The organism is Rothia aerolata (assembly GCF_014635585.1).
GTDB lineage: Bacteria > Actinomycetota > Actinomycetes > Actinomycetales > Micrococcaceae > Rothia > Rothia aerolata.
On record NZ_BMDC01000002.1, the window covers coordinates 363,492 to 387,505 of the forward strand.

Annotated in this window: 21 protein-coding genes; 14 read left to right on the forward strand and 7 right to left on the reverse strand. The window is 60.1% G+C overall.

Features of this window, described 5'->3' with window-relative positions; all coding sequences use genetic code 11:
* The first annotated feature begins 95 nt into the window (after window positions 1-95).
* From argC to IEV00_RS07880, 6 genes are all read left to right on the forward strand, one after another.
* Window positions 96-1,139, forward strand: coding sequence for an N-acetyl-gamma-glutamyl-phosphate reductase (argC, locus tag IEV00_RS07855; RefSeq protein ID WP_188359792.1), 1,044 nt, complete (start codon window positions 96-98; stop codon window positions 1,137-1,139).
* Window positions 1,139-2,350 carry a bifunctional glutamate N-acetyltransferase/amino-acid acetyltransferase ArgJ gene (gene argJ / locus IEV00_RS07860; protein WP_188359793.1) on the forward strand — a complete coding sequence of 404 codons (1,212 nt, stop codon included), beginning with the start codon at window positions 1,139-1,141 and terminating at the stop codon, window positions 2,348-2,350. Before argC ends, argJ begins: the two co-directional genes overlap by 1 nt.
* Window positions 2,351-2,363: 13 nt before the next feature.
* The gene (argB, locus tag IEV00_RS07865; protein WP_229723137.1) at window positions 2,364-3,407 is read left to right on the forward strand and encodes an acetylglutamate kinase; all 1,044 of its coding nucleotides are present in this window, start codon (window positions 2,364-2,366) and stop codon (window positions 3,405-3,407) included.
* Complete coding sequence (locus IEV00_RS07870) at window positions 3,358-4,656, forward strand: acetylornithine transaminase (RefSeq protein WP_188359795.1); 1,299 nt, start codon at window positions 3,358-3,360, stop codon at window positions 4,654-4,656. Before argB ends, IEV00_RS07870 begins: the two co-directional genes overlap by 50 nt.
* 107 nt (window positions 4,657-4,763) lie before the next feature.
* Window positions 4,764-5,726 carry an ornithine carbamoyltransferase gene (argF, locus tag IEV00_RS07875; protein ID WP_188359796.1) on the forward strand — a complete coding sequence of 321 codons (963 nt, stop codon included), beginning with the start codon at window positions 4,764-4,766 and terminating at the stop codon, window positions 5,724-5,726.
* A 2-nt stretch (window positions 5,727-5,728) separates the two neighbouring features.
* Window positions 5,729-6,208 (forward strand): arginine repressor, encoded by a 480-nt coding sequence (locus IEV00_RS07880; RefSeq protein ID WP_188359797.1) that lies wholly within the window; start codon window positions 5,729-5,731, stop codon window positions 6,206-6,208.
* Between the two features lie 12 nt (window positions 6,209-6,220).
* Here IEV00_RS07880 and IEV00_RS07885 read toward each other — a convergent pair whose 3' ends face one another.
* Entirely contained in the window at window positions 6,221-6,613 is a 393-nt protein-coding gene (locus IEV00_RS07885; RefSeq protein ID WP_188359798.1) for an ankyrin repeat domain-containing protein, read from the reverse strand.
* A 142-nt stretch (window positions 6,614-6,755) separates the two neighbouring features.
* Between IEV00_RS07885 and IEV00_RS07890 the strand changes: the two genes are divergently transcribed.
* Window positions 6,756-8,252, forward strand: a complete 1,497-nt coding sequence (locus IEV00_RS07890) for a long-chain-fatty-acid--CoA ligase (RefSeq protein ID WP_229723139.1) — start codon at window positions 6,756-6,758, stop codon at window positions 8,250-8,252.
* A gap of 117 nt (window positions 8,253-8,369) precedes the next feature.
* On the opposite strand, the gene IEV00_RS07895 is transcribed toward IEV00_RS07890, so the two are convergent.
* The 6 genes from IEV00_RS07895 to IEV00_RS07920 all read right to left on the reverse strand — a co-directional run bounded on the left by IEV00_RS07895 (window position 8,370) and on the right by IEV00_RS07920 (window position 14,760).
* Complete coding sequence (locus IEV00_RS07895; RefSeq protein ID WP_188359799.1) at window positions 8,370-8,981, reverse strand: hypothetical protein; 612 nt, start codon at window positions 8,979-8,981, stop codon at window positions 8,370-8,372.
* 367 nt (window positions 8,982-9,348) lie between these two features.
* Complete coding sequence (locus IEV00_RS07900; RefSeq protein WP_188359800.1) at window positions 9,349-10,596, reverse strand: glycerate kinase family protein; 1,248 nt, start codon at window positions 10,594-10,596, stop codon at window positions 9,349-9,351.
* Window positions 10,597-10,693: 97 nt separating this feature from the next.
* Window positions 10,694-12,184: an SLC13 family permease gene (locus IEV00_RS07905; protein ID WP_188359801.1), complete on the reverse strand. Its 1,491-nt coding sequence runs from the start codon at window positions 12,182-12,184 to the stop codon at window positions 10,694-10,696.
* On the reverse strand, window positions 12,181-12,846 hold the full coding sequence (locus tag IEV00_RS07910; RefSeq protein WP_188359802.1) for a response regulator transcription factor: 666 nt from the start codon (window positions 12,844-12,846) through the stop codon (window positions 12,181-12,183). The genes IEV00_RS07905 and IEV00_RS07910 overlap by 4 nt, the downstream gene beginning before the upstream one ends.
* On the reverse strand, window positions 12,843-14,351 hold the full coding sequence (locus tag IEV00_RS07915) for a sensor histidine kinase (RefSeq protein ID WP_188359803.1): 1,509 nt from the start codon (window positions 14,349-14,351) through the stop codon (window positions 12,843-12,845). Before IEV00_RS07915 ends, IEV00_RS07910 begins: the two co-directional genes overlap by 4 nt.
* Window positions 14,344-14,760, reverse strand: a complete 417-nt coding sequence (locus tag IEV00_RS07920; RefSeq protein ID WP_188359804.1) for a hypothetical protein — start codon at window positions 14,758-14,760, stop codon at window positions 14,344-14,346. The genes IEV00_RS07915 and IEV00_RS07920 overlap by 8 nt, the downstream gene beginning before the upstream one ends.
* Window positions 14,761-14,934: 174 nt before the next feature.
* Between IEV00_RS07920 and IEV00_RS07925 the strand changes: the two genes are divergently transcribed.
* The 7 genes from IEV00_RS07925 (at window position 14,935) to tyrS (ending at window position 23,563) form a co-directional block, all read left to right on the forward strand.
* Window positions 14,935-16,140, forward strand: coding sequence for an argininosuccinate synthase (locus IEV00_RS07925; RefSeq protein WP_188359805.1), 1,206 nt, complete (start codon window positions 14,935-14,937; stop codon window positions 16,138-16,140).
* 285 nt (window positions 16,141-16,425) lie between these two features.
* Window positions 16,426-17,871 carry an argininosuccinate lyase gene (gene argH, locus IEV00_RS07930; RefSeq protein ID WP_188359806.1) on the forward strand — a complete coding sequence of 482 codons (1,446 nt, stop codon included), beginning with the start codon at window positions 16,426-16,428 and terminating at the stop codon, window positions 17,869-17,871.
* Window positions 17,872-17,978: 107 nt separating this feature from the next.
* Entirely contained in the window at window positions 17,979-18,533 is a 555-nt protein-coding gene (locus IEV00_RS07935) for an adenine phosphoribosyltransferase (protein ID WP_188359807.1), read from the forward strand.
* A 65-nt stretch (window positions 18,534-18,598) separates the two neighbouring features.
* Window positions 18,599-19,537, forward strand: a complete 939-nt coding sequence (gene ypfJ, locus IEV00_RS07940; RefSeq protein ID WP_229723140.1) for a KPN_02809 family neutral zinc metallopeptidase — start codon at window positions 18,599-18,601, stop codon at window positions 19,535-19,537.
* Window positions 19,538-19,634: 97 nt separating this feature from the next.
* On the forward strand, window positions 19,635-19,736 hold the full coding sequence (locus IEV00_RS07945; RefSeq protein ID WP_308936403.1) for a type II toxin-antitoxin system YoeB family toxin: 102 nt from the start codon (window positions 19,635-19,637) through the stop codon (window positions 19,734-19,736).
* Window positions 19,737-19,804: 68 nt separating this feature from the next.
* Window positions 19,805-22,111 (forward strand): HelD family protein, encoded by a 2,307-nt coding sequence (locus IEV00_RS07950; protein WP_188359809.1) that lies wholly within the window; start codon window positions 19,805-19,807, stop codon window positions 22,109-22,111.
* Between the two features lie 147 nt (window positions 22,112-22,258).
* The gene (gene tyrS / locus IEV00_RS07955; protein ID WP_188359810.1) at window positions 22,259-23,563 is read left to right on the forward strand and encodes a tyrosine--tRNA ligase; all 1,305 of its coding nucleotides are present in this window, start codon (window positions 22,259-22,261) and stop codon (window positions 23,561-23,563) included.
* Window positions 23,564-24,014 lie beyond the last annotated feature (451 nt).

Consider the following 24,014-nt stretch of genomic DNA (forward strand, 5'->3'; position numbering starts at 1 on the left):
CTAAACGAGTCTTTCGTATAGAAATATCCTCAAAATGTGCCCACTATGTGAATAATTATTGAAACCTATGCATATTTCTGCGTTATAGTGTTTTCATGAGTTTTTCAGTAGTTGTTTCAGGAGCAACCGGGTACGCCGGGGGAGAGGTGCTGCGCCTGCTCGCCACCCACCCCGAAGTAGAAGTCAAAACCGTCGCCGCCCATTCCTCGGCGGGCCAGCGACTCGGCGACCTTGCCCCGCACCTGCGAAAATACGCTAATCTGACCGTACAAGACACCACGGTGGAGAACCTAGCGGGGCACGACGTCGTCTTTCTCGCCCTGCCCCACGGCGCCTCGGCCGAGGTTGCCGCTCAGCTGCCCGAGGGCACCCTGGTGATAGATGCCGGTGCTGACCACCGCCTGGAATCAGCGAGCGCCTGGGAGAAGTTTTATCAGTCAGAGCACGCAGGTTTTTGGCCCTACGGCCTGCCCGAACTGCTGACCTCAGAAGGCAAGCAGCGAGAGGCCCTCAGGGGAGCTAGCAGAATTGCCGTGCCCGGCTGCTATCCGACCGCCTCCATTCTGGCGCTGAACCCCGGCTTTGCTGCCGGTCTTCTGCAGCCGCGCGACGTCGTCATTATTGCTGCCTCGGGCACCTCGGGGGCGGGTAAATCGCTCAAGCCCCACCTGCTCGGCTCCGAAATCATGGGAGGAATGCTGCCCTACGGCGTGGGAGGGGGCCACCGTCACACCCCCGAAATCGAAGAAAAACTCTCGGCCACCGCCGGTGAGCCCGTGCAGATCTCCTTCACCCCCACCCTGGCTCCCATGCCGCGCGGAATCCTGGCGACCGCCACCGCCAAGGTCAAGGACGGCGTGGGCGAGGCCGACCTGCGTGCCGCCTGGGAGTCTGCCTACACAGACGAGCCCTTTGTGCACCTGCTCCCCGAGGGGCAGTGGCCCCACACCAAGAGCGTGCAGGGTAGCAACCACGCGGTCATGCAGCTGGCCTTTGACGAACACGCCGGGCGCGTGATTGTCACCTCTGCGATTGACAACCTTGCCAAGGGCACCGCCGGGGGCGCTATTCAGTCGATGAATATTGCCCTCGGACTAGAAGAAAATCTCGGACTGGCTCAGGAAGGTCTGGTTCCCTAATGACCACCACCCATCACATTGAAGGCGTAGAGACCCACGGCGTGAGCTTTGCCGCCGGTTTCCGTACCGCAGGCCTTGCCGCCGGAATCTCGGCGCAGGCTGGCAAGAAAGACCTAGCACTCGTGGTCAACGACGGTCCCCAGCACCGGGCTGCGGCGGTCTTTACCATCAACCGCTTTGCCGCAGCTCCGGTGCAGTGGAGCCAGCAGGTGGTGACCGACGGCAGGGTAGACGCGGTGATACTGAACTCCGGCGGGGCCAACGCCTGCACCGGCTTTGAGGGCTTTCAAGATACCCACCGCACCGCAGAAGAGGTGGCCGAGCTACTGAACGTTTCAGCGGGAGATGTGGCGGTCTGCTCCACGGGCCTGATTGGCGAGCGGCTGCCCCTGGAGAAACTGCTGGCCGGTGCCGGTGAAGCAGCGGCTAACCTGGGCGATTCCGAAGCCCATGCCAGCGATGCCGCCGAGGCAATCATGACCACCGATACCGTTTCCAAGCAGGCGGGGCTAACCGTGCAGGGAGCAGGCGGCTCCTATCGAATCGGCGGTATGGCAAAGGGCGCGGGAATGCTGGCGCCGGGCCTGGCCACCATGCTGGTGGTCGTGACTACTGACGCGGCGGCGTCCTCAGAAATGCTTGACCGCGCACTGCGCGAAGCGGTGCGGGTGAGCTTCAACAGGGCTGACTCCGACGGCTGCATGTCAACCAACGACACCGTTTTGCTCATGGCATCGGGTGCCAGCGGTGTAGAGGCTGGCGAGGCAGAATTGACCGAGGCTCTGACCAAGGTCTGCCAGGATCTCGCCCTGCAGCTCATGGCCGATGCCGAGGGCGCCAGCCACGATATTCACGTGCGTACCTTCAACGCAGCGTCCGAAGCAGACGCCGAAGAGGTCTCCCGCGCGGTGGCCCGCTCCAACCTCTTCAAAACCGCTATCTACGGCAATGATCCCAACTGGGGCAGAATCCTCTCCGAGGTCGGCACCACCGAAGCGGTGTTTGAGCCCGAAAAGGTTAACGTCAGCATCAACGGGGTGGAGATTTGTCGCGGTGGCGGAATTGGCGAAGACCGTTCCCTGGTAGACATTGCAGCCCAGCGGAAGGTCACCGTTGATATTGACCTGGGCGCCGGAACTCAGGAGGCAACCATCGTCACTAACGACCTTACCCATGACTACGTGGAAGAAAACTCCGCCTACTCCAGCTAAGAAGGAAACCCGCATGGTAGAAAACCAGAACGCCCAGCAGCGCTTTGAAACGGCTCAAGCCAAGGCCAGCACCCTCATGGAGGCCCTGCCCTGGATTCAGCGATTCGCCGGTAAGATTATGGTCTTCAAATACGGCGGCAACGCCATGATTTCAGAGGAACTGCGCGCCGCCTTTGCCGCCGACATGGTTTTCCTGCGCACCGTGGGTATCAAGCCGATTGTGGTGCACGGTGGGGGCCCGCAGATTTCTGCCATGCTCGAGAAAATGGGGATTGAGAGCGAGTTCCGCGGGGGTCTGCGCTACACCACGCCAGAGGCTATGGAGGTGGTGCGCATGGTGCTGACCGGCCAGGTGGCCCGCGAGCTGGTCTCCCACATCAACTCCCACGGCCCCTACGCGGTGGCGATGAGCGGTGAGGACGGCGGTCTGCTACGGGCTCGCCGCTTTACCACTGAGGTGGACGGCGTGGAGACCGACCTGGGCCTGGTGGGCGAGGTGGTGGGGGTCAATACCACCGCCATTATGTCTATGATCGATGCCGGCAAAATTCCGGTGATTTCCTCGGTGGCCCCGGAAATTCACGACCCGGCTTCGGGGGAGGACGCCGCGGGCAGGGCCGGTCTAACCGGGGAGATTCTCAACGTCAACGCCGATACCGCTGCGGCGGCGGTGGCGGCGGCCCTGGGGGCTGAGAAGCTGGTGGTGCTCACCGATGTTGAGGGCCTCTACGGAAACTGGCCTGATAAGTCTTCGCTGATTTCTTCGCTGACGGTCAGCGAACTGCGCCAGATGCTGCCGGGCTTGGTCTCGGGCATGATTCCCAAGATGAGCGCCTGCCTGCTGGCGGTAGAGCAGGGGGTTGCCCGTGCCTCCATCGTCGATGGTCGCCTCAAGCACTCGCCCCTGCTGGAAATCTTTACCGACACCGGTATCGGTACCCAGGTGACCAGGGACGACGACACCGGCTGGCAGGTGCCCGCCCCCGACTACCTGGTGCGCCCCATCTATGAGGAACCGCAAGAAGTCAAAAACGTCAACGCAGCAATGCAGAAGTAGGGGAGAGGCCGTGGCTGAACAGACAGAAAAGAAACAGCAGGATTTGCTCAAGGACTACCGGCGGGACCTCCTGGGGGTCTTTGGCGACCCCTCCCTGGTGCTGGTTTCCGGTAGCGGCGCTACGGTCACCGATGCCAATGGCAAAGAGTACCTAGACTTATTGGCGGGTATCGCGGTGAACTCGCTGGGCCACGGCCACCCTGCCTGGAGTCGGGCGGTCAGTGAGCAGGCGGGCAAGCTAGCTCATATCTCAAACTTCTTTACCTCGCCGTCGCAGCTGGTCCTGGCCCATAAGCTCCTCGACCTCTTTGACTCCGCCGATGAGGCCAAGGTCTTTTTCTGCAACTCGGGTACCGAGGCTAATGAGGCGGCCTATAAGCTGGCCCGCCGTCACGGCAACCTCACGGGCAAGAAGACCATTCTCGCCCTGGAACAGGGCTTTCACGGGCGAACCATCGGTGCCCTGAGCCTCACCCACAAACCCGCCTACCGGCAGCCCTTCGAACCCCTGCCGAGCGGCGTCGTCCATATTCCCGCCACCCTTGAGGCGCTCGAGACCCACCTGACCGATGACGTGGCGGCGATCATCGTCGAACCTATCCAGGGTGAGGCAGGCGTGCTGCCCCTGCCCCAGGGCTACCTGACTCGTGCCCGTGAGCTCACCCGCCAGCACAATGCCCTGCTGATTGTTGACGAGGTGCAGACCGGCATGGGCCGCACCGGCCGCTACTTTGAGCACACCCGGGAGCTGGACGGGCAGAACCTGCCCGATGCCGTAACCCTGGCTAAGGGGCTGGGCGGGGGCTTTCCCATCGGCGCCATGATCACCAACGGGGCTCTGGCGAACGGCCTGCTGGAGGCAGGCATGCACGGCACCACCTTTGGCGGTAACCCGCTGGCCACCGCGGCGGCGCTGGCAACTCTGACCGTTCTTGACGAAGAAAACCTGCTGGAGGCCGCCGTAAGCCGCGGCGAGTCGGTGCGCGCCCAGCTCGAGGCATTGGACTGCGTTGCGGCAACCCGCGGGGCAGGTCTGCTGATCGGGGTGCAGCTTGCGGCGGAGACGACCGAGGACGGCGCTGCGCTGGCTCCCGCCGTGGTGGCGGCAGCCCGCGAGGCCGGCTTTATTATCAATGCCCCCAATGCCTCCACTATTAGGCTGGCTCCTCCGCTGGTAGTGACCGAGGAGCAGCTGGCCAGCTTTGTGCAGGCTCTGCCGAAGATTGTGGAAACTTCCCGGGTTAGCTAGCTGAATTCTTATCCGGCGTTTCTGCATAAACAATGGAATAATTTACATATAATCGTCAGGTCAGCCTAAATATTCACGGTTTGACTGAATAATTTTAGGAGATATACATGGTTCGTCACTTCCTCCGCGACACCGATCTCACCCCTGCCGAACAGGCTCGCGTGCTAGACCTGGCGGCCGAGATGAAGGAGAACCGCTTTGGGTTCAAACCCCTGGCGGGCCCGCAGACCGTAGCGGTTTTCTTCGATAAAACCTCTACCCGCACCCGCTTCTCTTTTGCCGCTGGTGTGGCTGATCTGGGCGGAACCCCCATGGTCATTAACCTCGGCGAATCGCAGCTGGGCCACAAGGAGTCCATCTCCGACACCGCTAAGGTGCTCTCCCGTATGGTCTCAGCGGTAGTCTGGCGCACCTTTGCCCAGGCGGGGCTTGAAGAGATGGCAGAGAACTCCACCGTGCCGGTCATCAACGCCCTCTCCGATGACTTCCACCCCTGCCAGATTCTCGCCGACCTGCTCACCATCCGTGAGCACCGGGGGCAGCTTGCGGGGCTGACCCTGGCCTACCTGGGCGATGCCGCCAACAATATGGCAAACTCCTACCTGCTGGGCGGAGCCACCGCCGGAATGCACGTGCGCCTTGCCGGCCCCGCCGGCTACCTGCCCACCGACGAGGTAGTTCAGCAGGCAGAACACCGAGCAGTCGAAACCGGCGGCTCCATCCTGGTGACCACCGACCCCGCAGAAGCGCTGACCGGCGCCGACGTCGTCATTACCGACACCTGGGTCTCCATGGGGCAGGAGAGCGAAAAAGAAGCCCGCAGCAAGCTTTTCCTCGACTACCAGGTCAATGCCGCAGCCATGGCTCGGGCAGCCGAGAACGCAATCTTCCTGCACTGCCTGCCCGCCTACCGCGACTTTGAAGTGACCTCAGACGTGATCGACGGCCCCCAATCCGTCGTCTGGGACGAAGCAGAAAACCGACTCCACGCCCAAAAGGCCCTCATGGCCTTCCTGCTCGCAGAATCGGGCCTGGCAGAATCAGTCACAACATCTGGAAAGGTAAAATAAAGGTGGCAATCCCCTCAACCAAAACCGCCCGTCAGGCGCGCATTATCGACCTGCTCTCCACCCACCGGGTGCGCTCGCAGGCAGAACTTGCCCAGCTTTTGACTGACGATGGAGTGAAGGTCACCCAGGCAACCCTTTCCCGTGACCTGGTGGAAATCGGTGCCGAGCGAGTGCGCGATGAAAAGTCCGGCCTGATCTACGCCGTGCCCAACCACCCGGTGCGCCGCTCTTCCACCGACGGCGTGGATGCCCGCATGATTAGCCTCTTCAAGGAGCTGCTGATTACCGCCGAATCCTCCGCCAACCTGGTGATTTTGCGAACCCCTCCGGGGGCTGCGCAGTTCCTGGCCTCTTCCATTGACCAGTCGGGGATTGACCCCATTCTTGGAACCATCGCCGGCGACGACACCGTTCTGGTGATTACCCGCGACCCCGAAGGCGGGGAGGAGCTGGCAGGGCGCTTTTTGGACTGGGCGGCCTAGAGCACTGATGTGCTAGGCGGTCAGTAGCTTCTCCATCTCGGGCAGCTGGAAGAACCGAGCTACCTCTAGCGGGCTCTGGTGGCCCAGGGTGGTGTCTGCCCCGGCCTGAAGCAGAAGCTGGGTTAGTTCCGCGTTGTTGCGGAAGACGGCGCAGAGCAGGGGAGTCTGCCCGCGATTGTTGAGCGCGTTGATGTTGGCACCGGCTTCCAGAAGCATCTCCACGACCTCGCGGTTCTCGTGGTAGGTTGCCAGAATTAGCAGGGTGTCACCCTTAGAGTCGGTGAGGTCAACCGGTACGCCCTGGTCAATCAGGGATTTGAGGGCAATGGGTTTGTTGTCTCGGGCGAGGTCAAAAACCGAATTGAGAAAGTCAATTTCCTCTGGGGTAAGAGTTTGGTCTGCCATGGTGCTTCCTTTCGCTGTGATTTATTTTGAGTAAATCATAATAAGGAGGAAGTGGCAATAAGTTCGGGCTATAAGCTCTTTAAAAGAAGCAAGACCTCTACCATGGAGAAGAAACAATCATCGAGCGCGAAGGAGCGTTGGGGTGCGGGAAAAACAGTCGGAAAACAATCTGGCAAGTCTGCTGGCGGTGGGGGAGCCGGGCAATCTGGCCCTCTGCGGCCAGAACCGCGAGATCACCTATGAGGAGCTGAACCAGCTGGTGGCAGCCGGGCGGGACTGGCTGACCGACCGCGGTGTTCAGCCGGGCGATAGGGTTGCCCTATCACTACCCAACGTTGCCCCCATGCCTGTCTTTTACTATGCCCTGCTGAGTCTGGGCGCTATCGTGGTACCGCTGAACCCTCTACTGTCTGCCCGCGAGGTGAGCTTTCACCTGAAGAACTCGGGCGCCCGTTTGCTGGTGGGCTGGCAGGGCACCCGGGCTGAGCAGGAAAAAGAAGCAATCGAGACTGAGGCAGAACTGGTGTTTATCGGCCCCGATTCCCGGCTTGAGCCGAGCCAGAAGAGCTGGGAGCCGGCTCCCGTCTACGCTGATGAACCCGCCGTCCTTCTCTATACTTCGGGCACCACCGGCAAGCCCAAGGGCGCGACCCTCACCCACCGCAACCTGCTCTCGAACGCCCGAACCGTTGCCGAGACCTTCATCTACATCCCGGAGGACGTTTTCTTCGGGGGGCTTCCGCTCTTTCACGCTTTCGGCCAGACCGTCTCGATGAACGCGGTGTTTGCCGCGGGGGCAACCATTGCGCTTTTGGCCCGCTTCACCCCCGCCGACGCCGCCGCCCTCTGTGAGTCTGCCGGGGTCAGCGTGCTGGCGGCGGTGCCCTCCATGTACGGGGCTCTGGCCAAGCACCTGGAAGACCGCGATGTCAGCGGCCTACACGGCTCTCTCCGTTTTGGAATTTCTGGTGGCTCGGCGCTACCCGCCTCAGTGCACGAGGATTTCAACCGCCTGCTGGACTGCCCAATCTATGAGGGCTACGGCCTCTCGGAAACCTCGCCGGTGGTCACCTTCAACCAGGCCCGCTTTGGCCTGGTGGTGGGCTCGGTGGGTAGGCCCCTGCCCGGAGTTGAGGTGGCCGTTCGCGCCGAATCGGGGGCAGAGCTGCCCAGCGGGGAGCCGGGCCAGCTGTGGGTGCGCGGTGAGAATGTGATGGCCGGCTACTGGCAGGACGACGCCGCCACGGCCGCCTCTTTTGACGGTGACTGGTTCGCCACCGGGGATATAGCCCGTATCGATGATGAGGGCAACGTATATATTGTTGACCGCATCAAAGACATGATTCTACGCAACGGCTACAGTATTTACCCCCGCGAAATTGAGGACGTTATCTATACCCACCCCGGCGTGCACCTGGTGGCGGTGGTGGGCAAGCCCAGCGACCGCGTGGGTGAGGAAGTCTGCGCCGTCCTCGTTCCGAAGAGCGAGCTCGACCTTCCCCAGCAGGAGCAGCTGGTGGCAGAGCTAGATGAGCTCTGCCGCACCAAGCTGGCCGCCTATAAGTACCCCCGGCAGTTTAAGATTGTCTCCGAACTACCGCTGGGCCCCACAGGAAAGATCCTGAAGAGAGAGCTGTAAGGCTCTTTCAAATTTGTTGGCCGTTTAGTGTAAGAGAAGTCCCCGGGTACAAGATTAATCTTGTACCCGGGGACTTCTCTTACACTTTGCCCTTGTGGTTTGGAGCTTTAAGAAAATCTACTGAATAGCGTACTCAACGCTAACATTTGCCAGTTGGTCCTCGTAAACAATTACGCCATCGAGGTTCGGGACATCCAGAATTACACTGCCAGCACTCTTTTGGGCAGGTCCCAGGCTATCAGGAAAATTCTCGGATGATGGGTTGCAGGAGAAGCTTGACCCCGTGCTGAGGTAACCACCGAAGGTTGTTCCGTTATTATCAATGTATTTGAAAGAACCGCTGCTAATGTGTACGCCCGATGAATAGTAACTGTTATCAAGAGCTTCTTTGCTACTAGTCTGTGCTTCAAGGTCGACTTTCACAAAGTTTCCGTTCTCTGCAGGCTGAGCATAGGGTTCAGTGCACTGAAAAGCCGGCTCAATTCCGGTGACCTTTAGTTTGTAGACTTCTTCGTCGCTGTCATATCCGGTAACACTAATCTCTTCGCCAACAGTTGCCTCAATATTTCCACGTTCATTTGTGCCATCATCAGGTTCTTCCTGAGGGGTTGAATTTTCAATGGGTGTGACTGACTCCATGGGTTCAGGAGCAGCCTCTTCAGTATTGCTACATGCGGTTAAGGCCAGAGGAAGAAGTGCGGCTGCAATGAGGAGTCTGGGAGCTTTCATGTGCGGGTCTCTTTTCGAATTGATGATGAGATGATATGCCTCACTATAAGCGAATGCTCTTCAATTGAACCTATATTTCAAAAATAGACTTTCCGTGTCAAGTAATTTTCGACTGAAATTTTCTAGCTGTCGTCTGCCCTTGCCACTTAGATGAATATGGTTCGCACATACTCGCCGAGTAGCCGCTTCAGTGACATATCGCCGGTATGTTGAGGGCGATATGTCACTGAAGCAGCTACTGGTTGAGATGAGGTAGCTTCAATAGGTGTCCAAATCATCGAGAGGCCACTTTTTAACCGAAAATTCAGGAAAAATGGTAAATAATTGGCCTCTCGGAGGAATGGCTGAGGGAACTTTCTCGCTCTTCCTAGGCCGCTACCGCAAATAACCCGCTGTTTTTCCGCTCGGCAATTGCCGCTCCCATCGAAGAGCCCAGCAGCAGCAGGCGGAAACAACGCTCGGCAGAATCTGCTAGCAGCTCTGCACCGTTGGTGAGGGCATCTTCGAGGTCCATGGGCAGGGGCATGATAGAGGCGTAGGCACCAATACCCGCCTCGTGCACCCGGTAGGCCTTCTCACCGATTGACCCCGCCAGGGCCAGCACGGGCACGCCCTGCTCCTGGGCCCGGCGGGCAATCTCAGCCGGAACCTTACCGCGCACGGTCTGGAAATCAATGGCGCCCTCGGCAGTGACCACCAGGTCGGCTGAGGATACTTCTTCGGCGATGTTCAGCCCGGCCAGGCCGGAATCGATCAGGGCTTCAAAGCGGGGAGTCAGCTCGGCGCCGAGCAGGGCAAGCCCGGCCCCCAGGCCACCGGATGCCCCGGTACCGGCACCGGTGAAGAAATCGGTGGTGTCTTCAGAAGACAGTTCGCGGCGGGCGGTGGTAAGCAGCCCGGCCCAGTGGGTCAGGGCAGCATCGAGCTGTTCCACCTGCTCGGGGGTGGCACCCTTCTGCGGGCCAAAGACTCGGGCAACGCCGTGGCAGCCGGTGAGAACATTGTGCTGGTTCAGCGCCAGAACAATGCGAACCTCATTGACCCGAGGGTGAAGCCCAGAGAGATCAATCCGGTGGGCGGCACCCAGGTGGGCTCCGCCCAGGGGCAGCTCGGCGCCGTCCTCGTCCACAATCTTCGCGCCCAGGGCGGCAAGCGCACCCGCGCCGCCGTCTGAGGTACCCGAGTCACCGCAGCCCACCAGAATGGTGTGAACCCCTTCGGTGTCCATGGCCTGTTTCATGAGCTCACCCACGCCAAAGGTGGTGGTCTGGGTGGGGTCACGCAGGTCGTTGGGTACCAGGGAGAGACCGGCGGCCGCCGCCATTTCTACCACGGCAACGCCCCGGTTTTCGCCACCGAGCAGGGCGAAGTGGGAGTCAACGGGCTTGCCCACGGGGCCGGTAACCCGGGTCTTTTTCAGGGAGCCGCCGGTTGCCTCTGCCAGGAGCTCTGCGGTGCCCTCGCCGCCGTCGGGAATGGGCATAGTCGCAACGCTCACCCCGGGGATTACCCGGCGGATACCCTGCGCGATGGACTGGGCCACCTCACCCGCTGAGAGGCTGCCCTTGAAACCTGAGGGAGCTACCAAAATACGTTGGGGAATAACCATTGCCATGGCGATCAACTGCTTTCTAAAGGTCGAGAAGATTGTTCTTCGTGGTGATCTTGGCTCTAGCCTATCCAGCGATTGTGAGGGGGTAATTAAAGCAAGATTAAAAGAATTTCATTCCCAACAATGGCCAGATGACTAGCGCAAATACCAGAATGAGCAGACCGTGGAGAGGCGCTAGCCAGGCGCTGAGTCGCAGTAGGTCTGCCGGGGCAAAGACTTCAAACCCCTCCACCTTGCTAAAGAGGGCAACCGGTTTAGCCGAGCTGGTCAGCGTGTGGCAAAAACCCGCCGCGGCGGTGGAGATAAAGGCGGCGGCAACGGGATTGACGCCCAGCGAAACTGCTGCCGGAATGATGAGAGGAATGAGAACCGCTGAGCGGGCTGAACGGGACTGGATAAGCAGGTGCGCCAGGGTAGAGATGGCAATCAGCAACACCAAAAAGAGGAACTGGGAGCCTGATCCCATCGCCGCCAGGGGAGAGAAAATCGAGTCGCCCAACCAGCCAGCAGCACCGGATTCCACCAGGGCATCACCCAACGCCAGGGTGGCCGCCATGAAAATGAGCAGGGGCCAGGGCGCTTTCTTCAGACCGCTCCCCAGGCTGATTCCGCTGACTCCCGGAGCGGTGATAGCCAGTGCCCCCAGCAGGGCAACTACCACGGTATCTAGCCCGTGCAAGGACTCGGTGCACCAGCCCAGAATAACCAGGGCAAGCACGGTAAGAACCTTCTTTTCGGTCAGGTCTAGCTGGGCCGAGACACCCAGGCTATCGCCGCTGATGTTTTCCATGTGGATTTTGCGCTCTGCCGACCCCAGGAAAAGGCGAAGAACCAGCTCGGTGCAGAGTAAGGAGGCGGTCAATCCCAAACCTGCTCCCAAGAGCATCCAGCGTACAAAGCCGATGCTGTCAAAACCGTAGGAATCCAAAATTTCATCGGTAATCAGGTGGGCGCCGGCACCGATATACGACGAGACTGCCGAGAGCAGAATAACCGAGGGAACCAGAATAGAGAGCGCCCGCACCACTTTCTTCTGTTCTGCTACTGCTGCCGCCACCGCGGTGAAAATTGGCAGTGCCAGCGCGGCCCTGCCGGAGGTGGAGGGAATCATAAAGGCGGTGACAAAGAGCGCTACCGCCAGCCAGTAAAAGAGGGAGCGGGTGGTTTTGGCTCGGGATACCATCCAGCCGGTCATGCGCGTGGCCAGACCCGAGGCTGAAATGGCCTGGGCAATCACCACCGCAGCCACCAGCAACCAGATGGTTTCGTTCCCCAACGAATCCGTGAGTTCATCGGTGGGTAAGACTCCGCAGAGCACCAGAAGCACCGCGGCCGCAAGCGCCACGTAGGTATCGGGCAGGGGAGAGAACACCCATGCCCAGACGGCCACCACAAAAATGCTGAGGGTCAGGGCGGCTTCGACGCTCAGCGTCGTCTGGCCAAAACCGGCAAGGGCAATGAGAATTACCAGCGCGGTGGCAGCCGCTGCTGAGACCACCAGCGCAGTGGGGATATCTGAAGGACGCCGCTGCCCGGCTTCTGCTTTCGCGGTGAGGGTTGAGCCGGCGGAAGAATTCTTAAGCTGATTCATGCGAATCGGTATCCTGCTCCTCGCACGGTGGAAATATGCTTGTCGCCAATCTTTTTGCGCAGGGCGCGAATGTAGACATCGACGATGTTTGAATTGGGGTCAAAGTCCATACCCCAGACCATGCCCAGAAGCTGTTCGCGGGAGAGCACCTGCTTGGGGTGGCGCATGAGGGTTTCGAGCAGGGCAAACTCGCGGCTGGTTAGCTCGGTTGCCCTGCCGTTGACTGAGACTTCGCGGGTGCGCACGTCCAGAGAGAGCTCATCAAAAACGAGAACCGAGGCGCTGCCATCACCGGCGGAATTTTGGTCGTTCAGGCGCAGCCGTACCCGTGCCAGCAGTTCGGCAAACTGAAAGGGTTTGGTCATGTAGTCGTTGGCGCCGTTTTCCAGGCCCTGCACGGTGTCGCTGACCGAATCTCTGGCGGTGAGCATAATGATGGGGGTGTTAATCCCCGCGGCCCGGAGCTTCTGCATGACGGTAAATCCGTCCATGCCCGGCAGCCCAATGTCGAGCACAATCAGATCGTAGTCGCCCACCTGGGCCATGGCATGAGCCACCTTGCCGTCTTCTTGCAGGGTGGTGGTGTAACCGGCTGATTTGAGGCCCTTGATGATGAAGGAGGAGATTCTCGGGTCGTCCTCAACTATCAAAATATGGCTCATGCTAGCTCCTCGGTGTGGGTGGGAAGGTGGTCTGTGTTTTCTGGGGCGGGTTCTTCTGCTGGGATGGTCAGCCCAAAGACGGCGCCGGGGCCGGTCTCAGGTTGCCTCACCCAGGCCGAGCCCCGGTGGGTTTCTGCGATGGTGCGAACAATAGCAAGACCCAGCCCCACGCCCACGCTGTGCTTCTGGGCGGTGGCTGGGTTCTTGGAGTTGTCCCGCCGAAAGCGGTCGAAGAGCCCTTCGGCATCTTCGGGAGCCACCCCCGGCCCCCGGTCGCGCACCCAGAACTGAAGAGCGCGCTGCCCCTGGTTCTCGACGTATTCGCTGCCGATACTGATGTGGGAGCCCGGTGGAGAATACTGGGCGGCGTTGGCGGCCAGCTGAATCATGGCCTGGGTGATGCGCTGGCCATCCAGGCTTACGGTGCCGTCTGCTACCGTGCTCATTACCCAGCGGTGTTCCGAGAAAGCCTGGACCTTGGACTCAAGGTTAATCATGAGTTCGGCAACATCGGTCTCGGTGGGTTGTACGAAGTCGGGCCGTTCCGACTTGGCAAGCAGCAGCAGGTCGGCAACAATCCTGCCCATGCGGTCTAGTTCGTCGTCCACCAGCGCCAGCGTTGCCTCCTGGTCAGGGGTAAAGCGCTCCATCAGCTCCAGGTGGCCGCGCACAATGGTGATGGGCGTGCGCAACTCGTGGGAGACGTCGTCCAAAAACTGCCGCTGAATTTTCGAGGACTCCTCCAAGCGGTCGAGCATCTGGTTGAAGGTGGCAGACATGGCGGCAACGTCGTCATGGCCAGTCACCGGCACCCGGCCGGTGATATCTTTTTCGGTAATCTCCTCAGCTACCCGGCGAAGGTCGCGCACCGGCTTGGTAATCTGGCCGGCCACCAGCCAGGAGATAGCAAAGGCGCCCAGTAGGGCGGCGGCGGAGATGCCCATCATGTAGTTGACCGTGTGCTGCACGTTGGCAAGTCCGGGCGCGGTGTACTCCACCACAATCAGGGTTGAATTTGCGGAGCTCTCCTGATCAACCTGAACATCAACCCGGCCCCAGTGAATCCTGCCCGCCGGGGTTTCTTCAATGCCGGAATTATGCTCGTCGGTATTGATTTTGTTCAGGAGGGCGCGGTCAGTATGCAGGCGGTAGCCCTCTTCGGTGGCAAAGTCATCCTGATCTTTGAGGTAGATAATCTGCCCGTTAGCCATGCCGATCAGCTGCTCAGAGCGCCCCGAGTACTGGCGGGAAATATAGGTCTGTAGCATGTCTGAGGCCGAGGTAAAGGGCTGGGCTGTTTCGGGGTTGACCCCGTTCTGGGCGAAGGTGCGGAATTCTTCGACCTCCTGGACCGTCTGCTCGTTGGCCTCGGCGCTGACGTCGTGGAGCAGGAACTGCCGCACCAAAAAGATCAGGGCGATCACCGTGATGGCGGTTGTGAGCATCACCCAGCCCACAATGCGCCACCGTGCCGAGCTCACCTTTTCCTCGGTGGGCTTAGTCATCGTCTACCTCGTAGGCGTCGTCATCGTATTCAAAATCATCGTCGTCATCGGTGGGGTAATAGGGCTGTTCCACCGGGGTCTGATAGACCACTTCAGGCGCCTGCTCGACTGGGATTTGCTGGGAGGACGCCGCGGGGGCGGGTTGGGCGGGAGCGGGCGGTGCCGGTTCAGACGCCGGCTCTTCAACCTTGGAGGGGCTGGGGGAGGCTGAAGGGGTGCTGGATTCCTTCTCGGCGGTGGGCGAGGGCTTGCTACTGGGGGAGGCAGAAGAGAACTGGCCGCCCTGCAGTACCACCGGTTCTTCGGCAACCTCGGGGGCGTCGTCCTGCCTGCCCATGCTCAGCGCTAAGGCCAGGATGGTCGCCACCACCGCAATCGACATAATCCCGAGAAGAAACTTTTTGAACATGGTATCCAGTCTTGCAAGTCCTCATAAATTTTTCATGAGGGCGGCATTAATGTTTTTTCATCTTTGGGGCGACTCTGCATGTTCGATTTGCATAATTATCAATACCAGTGAATAATTATGGATAAGTAATCAAACATTCAGCTAGAACCAGGCTGAATAGAGGAAAGGTTTCTGATGAGCAAAGAACGCATCGTACTTGCATACTCCGGTGGTCTTGACACCTCGGTTGCAATCGGCTGGATCGGTGAGGCAACCGGCGCCGAGGTTATCGCGGTGGCTGTTGACGTAGGGCAGGGCGGTGAAGACCTGGAGACCGTACGCCAGCGTGCTCTGGACTGCGGTGCGGTAGAGGCCTACGTTGCTGATGCTCGTGATGAATTCGCCAACGAATACTGCATGCCCGCCCTGAAGGCCAACGCCCTCTACATGGATGCCTACCCGCTGGTTTCTGCTGTATCACGCCCGGTGATTTCCAAGCACCTGGTAACCGCCGCCAAGCAGTTCGGTGCCACCACTGTGGCCCACGGCTGCACCGGTAAGGGTAACGACCAGGTGCGTTTCGAGGTGGGCATTCAGACCCTGGGCCCCGACCTCAAGTGCATCGCGCCCGTTCGCGACCTTGCCCTGACCCGCGAGAAGGCAATCGACTACGCAGAAAAGAACAATCTGCCCATTGCCACCACCAAGAAGAACCCCTTCTCCATCGACCAGAACGTCTGGGGCCGCGCTATTGAGACCGGCTTCCTGGAGGACATCTGGAACGGCCCCACCAAGGACGTCTACGACTACACCGACGACCCCACCTTCGCTCCCGCCCCCGATACCGTGACCATCACCTTCAAGGAGGGTATCCCGGTAGCGATTGACGGTCAGGCAGTAACCCCTCTGGAAGCTATCCAGATTCTCAACCGTCGTGCAGGTGCCCAGGGCGTGGGTCGAATCGATATCGTGGAAGACCGCCTGGTGGGTATCAAGTCCCGCGAAATTTACGAGGCTCCCGGCGCTATGGCCCTGATTGCCGCCCACAAGGAGCTGGAGAACGTCACCATCGAGCGCGAGCAGGCCCGCTTCAAGAAGACCGTGGGTCAGCGCTGGACCGAGCTGGTCTACGACGGCCAGTGGTTCTCACCCCTGAAGAAGTCCCTGGATGCCTTTATTGAAGACACCCAGAAGATGGTCAACGGTGAGATTCGTATGGACCTGCACGCGGGTAAGGCAACTGTGACCGGCCGCCGCTCGGAGACCTCTCTCTACGACTTCAACCTGGCAACCTACGACGAGGGCGACTCCTTCGACCAGTCCCAGGCCAAGGGCTTTATTGAGCTCTTTGGTATGTCGGCCAAGGTGGCTTCGGCGCGCGACCAGCGCCTGGGCCTGTAGGACGCCGCCGCTAGGTCAGCTAGATTGTGTTGCGACGCGAGGGAGTGCCCCCGCTTTCCGCAACACAATCTACTGTTCGCGGCGAGGAGCCGAATTGAGGGAGGGGCGGGCGGCGAGTTGCGAGGGCTCCGTCCGTTCAGCTCCGCTTCGATTGCTCAGCGATCGCGGCGGAGTGAACGGGGGCACTCCCGAGCAACCGTCGTCCGCCCCACCAGTACATCGTCGTCCAACCCACATAGAATAGAACTGCAACGAACCGCACCATCAACAGCAAAGGTTTTTCTCATGACTGCACACGAAAAGCACGGCACCAATTCAGGCGCCCTCTGGGGCGGCCGTTTTGCCGGTGGCCCTTCGCAGGCTCTGGCGGCTTTGTCGAAGTCAACCCAGTTTGATTGGCGTTTGGCTCCCTACGATATTGCCGGTTCCCGTGCTCATGCCCGTGTGCTGAACCAGGCGGGTTTGCTGACCGATGAGGAGCTGGAGGGCATGATTTCTGCCCTGGACCAGCTTGAGGAAGACGTTCGCTCGGGAGCTTATGTTCCGGCTGAGTCTGATGAAGATGTGCACGGTTCCTTGGAGAAGGGGCTGATTGAGCGGGCCGGTGCTGATTTGGGCGGTAAGCTTCGTGCTGGCCGGTCTCGTAATGACCAGATTGCGACCCTGGGGCGTATGTATCTGCGGGACCACGCTTCGATTATTGCAACCGGTGTAGTCGCCGTCATTGACGCGCTGATTGCTCAGTCCGAGAAGCACCCCTATGCGCCGATGCCCGGCCGCACCCACCTGCAGCATGCCCAGCCGGTTCTGCTGTCCCACCAGCTGCTGGCCCATGCCTGGTCTCTGTCTCGTGATCTCGACCGCCTGCTGGACTGGGATAAGCGCGCGGCTGTTTCCCCCTACGGATCGGGTGCTTTGGCTGGCTCTTCCCTGGGCCTGAACCCCCAGTCTGTTGCCGAGGATTTGGGTTTTGATTCTGCGGTGTGGAACTCGATTGACGGCACCGCCTCCCGCGATGTCTACGCCGAGTTCGCCTGGATTGCCGCCATGATTTCGGTGGATCTCTCTCGCCTGTCTGAAGAGGTTATTCTCTGGGCTACCAAGGAGTTCTCCTTCGTTAAGCTCCACGATTCGTTCTCGACCGGCTCTTCGATTATGCCGCAGAAGAAAAATCCCGATATTGCGGAGCTGGCACGCGGTAAGGCCGGCCGCTTGATTGGTGACCTCACCGGTCTGCTGGCTACCCTGAAGGCCCTGCCCCTTGCCTATAACCGCGACCTGCAGGAAGACAAGGAACCCGTTTTTGACGCTATTGACCAACTAGAGGTTCTTCTGCCCGCTGTTTCAGGAATGGTGGAGACCCTCGAGTTCAATACCGACCGCCTGGCAGAGCTGGCTCCCCAGGGCTTTGCTCTTGCCACGGACGTCGCCGAGTGGCTGGTGCGCCAGGGTGTGCCTTTCCGTGTGGCCCACGAACTTGCCGGTGACGCTGTGCGGGTCTGCGAAGAGAAGAACTGTGAGCTCTGGGATCTCACCGATGAAGACTTCGCAGCCATCGCGCCCGAGCTGACCCCCGCCGTCCGTGAAGTCCTCACCGTTGAGGGTTCCCTCAACTCCCGCTCCTCGCAGGGCGGCACCGCGCCGTCGGCGGTAGCGCAGCAGCTTGAAGCCCTCAAGACTGAACTGAAGCCCCAGCGCGAATTTGCGGCCCGCAAGCCGGTTATTTCCTAAAGTAGGGCGCACGGTAGGTGATTCACCTATCGTGCGCCTTGCTTCTGCGCGCAAGACGGGCGCGTATAATTGCAGACGCATTCTTTGTCTCTACCCAAAGGTTTTTGATGTCTCAGCCTGATTTTGCTGACATGCCCATCGAGGAGCTTGTTCCCGCCGCCTGCGCGAAGATTCAGGATTTTCCCAAAGAGGGAATCCTCTTCTACGATGTGACCACTCTCTTTGCCGATCCGGTGGCTTTCCGCCGCTGCGTCGATGAACTGACCGACCGTTTCGCCGGGCGGTTTGACATTGTGGCGGGTGTAGAGGCCCGCGGTTTTCTGATGGCTGCGGCTATGGCCTATAAGGCTGGTACCGGTGTGATGACCGTTCGCAAGGCGGGCAAGCTACCCCGCGATACCTTCACCAAGGAGTACCAGCTGGAATACGGTTCTGCCGCTATCGAGATTCATAAAGAGGATATTCCTGCCGGAACCGGCGTGCTGATTGTCGATGACCTGCTGGCAACCGGTGGCACCCTGGCTGCTGCCGTGCACCTAATGCACCAGGCAAAACTTGAGGTTGCCGGCGTGGGTGTTTTCCTTGAGCTAGAGGGGCTGGGCGGCCGCGAGGCCATCGGCTCAGGGCTTCGCGTTGAATCCTTGGCGGTAGCTTCCGAGTAATTTTTAAGCGCTGAGACCCGCTCTACTTACGCCCGAGATGGGCAATTAGCAAGTATGCTTGTGATGTGGGTTTTAACGATAATCTCAATTCAAACTATTCTTCGCGTGGATCATCCCAGGGCAGTGGAGGCCCCGGTGGCGCTGGCGGAATGAATCCGCTGTTTGCGATTTTGCTCAGCCGGGTAGGTCGCCGCTTTGGTATACCCGGTATTCTGGTGGCTGCCGGCATTATCTTTTTTGCATCCGGTGGCTTAGGTGGTCTCACCGGTGGCTCTTCATCGTCCATGTATGGCTCGGAAAGCCAGCAGAACCAGATTGAGGGCCAGGGCAACTTTGACCACTGCCAGACCAATGAAGACGCTAACCGCTACGACGACTGCCGTATTCTGGCTACAGCGGTCAGCCTCGATATGGTCTGGGAAGAAAAACTCCCGAACGAGTCTGGTGAAGCCTACCGCGCCCCCGATCTGGTGGTGGGCGAAGGGCAGGTGTCTACCGGTTGCGGCTCTGCCGATATTTCCAGAACCGGGCCCTTCTACTGCCCCGGCGATGAAACTGTCTACATGTCTGTTCCCTTCTTTGACCAGCTCAAGGCGATGGGCGGTTCTGACGGAGAGTTCTCGGTCATGTACGTGACAGCTCACGAGTTCGGCCACCATATTCAGCAGACCATGGGCACCCTGAAATACGCTGACTACAGCGATCCGGGTGAAGATTCGGGCGCCGTTCAGGCTGAGGTGCAGGCAGACTGCTATGCGGGCGTGTGGGCCTCTCAGGCAGATAAGGGCGAGAACGCTCTGCTGGATCCCCTCACCGACGAGCAAATTAGCCAGGCGATTGATACCGCCCGGGCCATTGGCGACGACGCAATTCAGCGCTCTGCCGGCCAGGAGGTTAATCCCGATGCCTGGACCCACGGTTCTTCAGAACAGCGCGTGAGCTGGTTTAAGAAGGGCTATGAGCAGGGCACCATGCAGGCCTGTGCTCAACTCTTCAACTCCTAACATCTCACATCTTGTCTATCTTCGATACTGCACTTGTGCGAAGAGGTCGTGATTACGCGGGCAGGGCATGAATCTGTTGTCAAGCGCTCACCCAAGAATGCTCAGCGAATGGTCCCGCCGCATCACCGATGAACACAGACTCATCTACGGTCTGACGGATGGTGCAATTCTGGTTGCCGCTTGCCGTTATCACTACTAGCCTGCGCATCGGCGTCCTTTCCCTTTCAGCTGGCGGCGGTATAGAATAGAAGGCTGAATTTTTGAGTGATGAAGGGTGCCCTCTTGACTGAGAACACAACCGCCAGTAGCCCCGAACAAACCGCAGCAGAAGCCGCCTATGCGCAGGCGCTGGCCGAAGAGCGAGCTTATGTTGCCAAGCTCTATACCCGCCTCGACGAAGCGCGCGCGGAGACCGAAGATAAGCTCAAGAAGGTGCGCAAGACTAAGAGCTCCGGTTCCCACCAGAACCGGTCTGAGCGCGATGCCTACGCCACCCACTACGAAGACCGCCTGGCTGCTCTCAACGCTGTTGACCACCGCCTGGTCTTCGGCCGTTTGGATAACGACGACGCCACCACCCGCTACATCGGCCGCATCGGCCTGGCCACGGCCGACCACGAGCGTCTGCTGATCGACTGGCGCGCTCCCGAGGCGGGAACCTTCTACCAGGCAACCGCCTTTGACCGCCAGGGCGTGCGGCGGCGTCGTCATCTGATGCTGGAACGTCGCACGGTCACCGGAATTGAAGACGACGTGCTGGACTCCAGCATGCTCGAAGAGGCCGGAACCCTGCACGGTGAAGGTGCCCTGCTAGCGGCACTGAACAGAAAGCGTACCGGCCGCATGGGCGATATTGTGGCGACGATCCAGGCGGAACAGGACAAAATCATCCGCGCGGATTTGCCGGGCGTGCGCGTCGTCCAGGGCGGGCCCGGCACCGGTAAAACCGCGGTGGCGCTGCACCGGGCCGCCTACCTGCTCTATTCCTTCCGAGAACGCCTCAACAACGCCGGTGTGCTGGTGGTGGGCCCCAGCGCCTCCTTCATGTGGTACATCGAGCGGGTGCTACCCTCCCTGGGCGAGACCGGCGTGGTGATGACCTCGCTGGCCACCCTCTATCCCGGCCTGCGCGCGGTGGCGGAGAAAGACCCAGAGGTTGCCCGCCTCAAGGGTGATCTGCGCATGGTCAAGGCCATTAATCGAGCCGTGCGCGACCGCCAGAAGCAGCTAGAGAAAACCAAAATCGTTACCGTCGATACCACCGATCTAGAACTGACCCCCCAGATGGTTCAGCGGGCCCGCGAGAAGGCCCGAGCCACCGGCAAGCCCCACAATGAGGCCCGCGAAACCTTCGTTAAGGTGCTGCTGAAAGAGCTGGGGGAGCAGCTGAACACCAAACTCGATGAAGCCGCCGGGCGTCAGGTAGACCGGCCCCACATTGAAGATGACGTGCGCGAGTCGATGGACGTGCGCCGCGCCCTCAACCTCGCCTGGATGCCGCTCTCACCCGAGACCCTGGTGCGCTCGCTCTTCTCCAAGCGCAACTACCTGGATTCTGCCTTGAAAGACTTTACAGCTCAGGAGCGAGATAGGCTCTTCCGCCCGGCAGACGCCCCCTTTACCGAGGCAGACGTTCCCCTGCTGGATGAGGCAGCTGAGCTTCTGGGCGATTTCGCTAAGGTAACCGGCGCCGCCGCTGCTGCCCGCGCCGCAGCCGAGCACAAGGCCAACCTGGAAAACGCCCGCAAGGCCCTGGAAAATGTGCACTATGAGCTGGAAGACCGCGGAGTAGAGGGCGTAGTCACCGCAGAGCAGATTGCCCTCTACAACGAGACGGGCGCGCAGAGAATGACGGCGGCGCAGGCGGCCCAGTCTGACCGCACCTGGGCCTACGGCCACGTCGTCGTCGATGAAGCCCAGGAGCTCTCGCCCATGCAGTGGCGCCTACTCTTCCGCCGCTGCCCGCTGAAGTCCTTCACTATCGTGGGTGATATCGCGCAGGCGTCCTCCGCGGCGGCGTCCAGCTCCTGGAAGGAGGCGCTGGGGCCCTTCGTGGGTGACCGCTTCAGCCTGGATACTCTGACCGTCAACTACCGCACTCCGGCGCAGATTTCGGACGCCGCTGTGGCGGTGGCGCGCGCTGCGGGCCAGGATATCTCGGCCCCGCGTGCGGTGCGCGAGGGCGACTGGGCACCCTTTATTACTCGGGTGCAGGAAGCCGAGCTACTGCCCAAGGTGGTCGAGGCCGTCACTGAGGAGGTCGAGCGCTCCGCCGGTGGACTCATCGGTGTGATTGCCGCTCCCAGTAACTATGCCGATGTTGCCCGCGCGGTAGCTCAGGCGCATAGGGGAAATACCGGTACTTCGCAGACGGCGCTAGAGAATCAGATTCTGGTGCTCACACCCTGGGAGGCGAAGGGGCTGGAGTTCGACGTCGTCATTATCGTCGAGCCCTCAGAACTGGTACAGGCCGCCAACGGATCTATCGGCGACCTCTACGTTTCGATGACCCGCCCCACCCAGCGCCTGCACCTCATCGGTGCGGGGGACTTCCCCGAGGGGCTAACCCTCTAGTCGCTAGCGTGGCCGGTCGGTAGAAGTCACACAAGCCCATATTCACCAATCAGCCCCCAGCACCTGCTGAGTCGCGGTGAATCCTGATAGTTTAGTTTTCGGTATCCCGGTAGATTGGGCCACCGAGTAACAGTGAATGGAGAAACAGTGTCTGTTAGCACTCTGACAGAGCAGCACAACGATGATTCTTTCGAGAACATCTGGCAAGAACTGAAATGGCGCGGTCTGGTGCACGTGAGCACCGATGAAGAAGCGCTGGAGAAAGCTCTTTCTGAGGAAACGGTAACCTTCTATACCGGTTACGATCCCACTGCCGCCTCCCTTCACCTGGGCCACCTGGTGCAGCTGCTGCTCATGCGCCGCTTGCAGCTGGCAGGCCACAAGCCCCTGGGCTTGGTCGGCGGTGCCACCGGTCTGATCGGCGACCCCCGCCAGACCTCTGAGCGCGTGCTGAACTCCCGCGACGTCGTCGAAGGGTGGGTAGACCGTCTGCGCGGGCAGATTGAGCGCTTCCTCGACTTCGAGGGCGAAAACGCAGCCCGCATGGTTAACAACCTCGACTGGACCTCCGAGCTCTCAGCCATCGACTTCCTGCGTGAAATTGGTAAGAACTTCCGCGTGGGCACCATGATTAAGAAAGAGATTGTGGCCAAGCGCCTGAACTCAGACGAGGGTATCTCCTACACCGAGTTCTCCTACCAGGTGCTACAGGGCAACGATTTCCGCGAGCTCAACCGCCGCTACGGTTGCACCCTGCAGACCGGTGGCTCTGACCAGTGGGGCAATCTGACCTCAGGAACTGAGCTCATCCGCAAGACCGAGGGCAAGCAGGTGCACGCCATCGGCACCCCGCTGATTACCAACTCAGACGGCACCAAGTTCGGCAAGTCCGAGGGCAACGCTATCTGGCTTGATCCCGAGATGTGCACCCCTTACGCCTTCTACCAGTTCTGGCTCAACACCGCTGATGCCGATGTCGCTGACCGGCTGAAGGTCTTTACCTTCAAGACCCGGGCAGAGATTGCCGAGCTTCAGAAGGCTGTGGAAGAAGAGCCTTTCAAGCGTCTCGCGCAGAAGACCCTCGCCTACGAGGTGACTTCTCTGGTGCACGGCGTTGAAGCAACTGAAAAGGTTATCGCTGCCTCTGAGGCCCTCTTCGGCAAGGGAGCTCTGGCCGATCTTGACGAAGACACCCTGGTGGCAGCAACCGCCGAGCTGCCCCACGCTGTGCTTACCGAAGACCAGCTGGACATGATTACCGTGCTCACCGAAACCGGCCTCTCCGATTCCAAGTCGGCTGCCCGCCGCACCCTGAAAGAGGGCGGAGCATCGGTGAACAACGTTAAGGTTCAGGGCGAGGACTCCAAGATTGCCTCCCCCGAGCTGCTCCACGGCAAGTACGCCGTGATCAAGCGCGGTAAGAAGAACATGGCCGTGATTGAGGTTAAGTAGAGCCTAGAGTTCTAAGCCTTGAGCTCAGCCCCGGGCATCCCTGGCACCTGCCGGCCCTGAAACTCAATGCTGCCGGCGCGAGGCCAGCGCCCGGGAAGCCCCTGGCGCCTGATTCCCTCAAAACGTCTGCAAGCCCCGAGGGGCTTGTAGGCGTTTTTCGGCCCATACGGCGCGGTGGAGCTTCCCGGGCACTGGCGGCCTCTGGGGTTTAGTTCACTTTGGTTGATTCTGTGCTAACTAGTCTGCACCTTTTCAACCAAAGTGAACTATCTTCGGGCAGGGGTTCTGCCTTGTGCTGGTCTGCCGAGGGTGTGGTGGGGTAGTCCGGGAAGTTTTTAGAAAAAATTCTGGGTGGGTAAACTTGCTCTGACCTGGGTAAACAGTTCCGGGTGTGGTCTGGGTTAACCCCCAGGTGGGGGTTTGTGATGCAGGTCTACAGAATCCAGGTTGC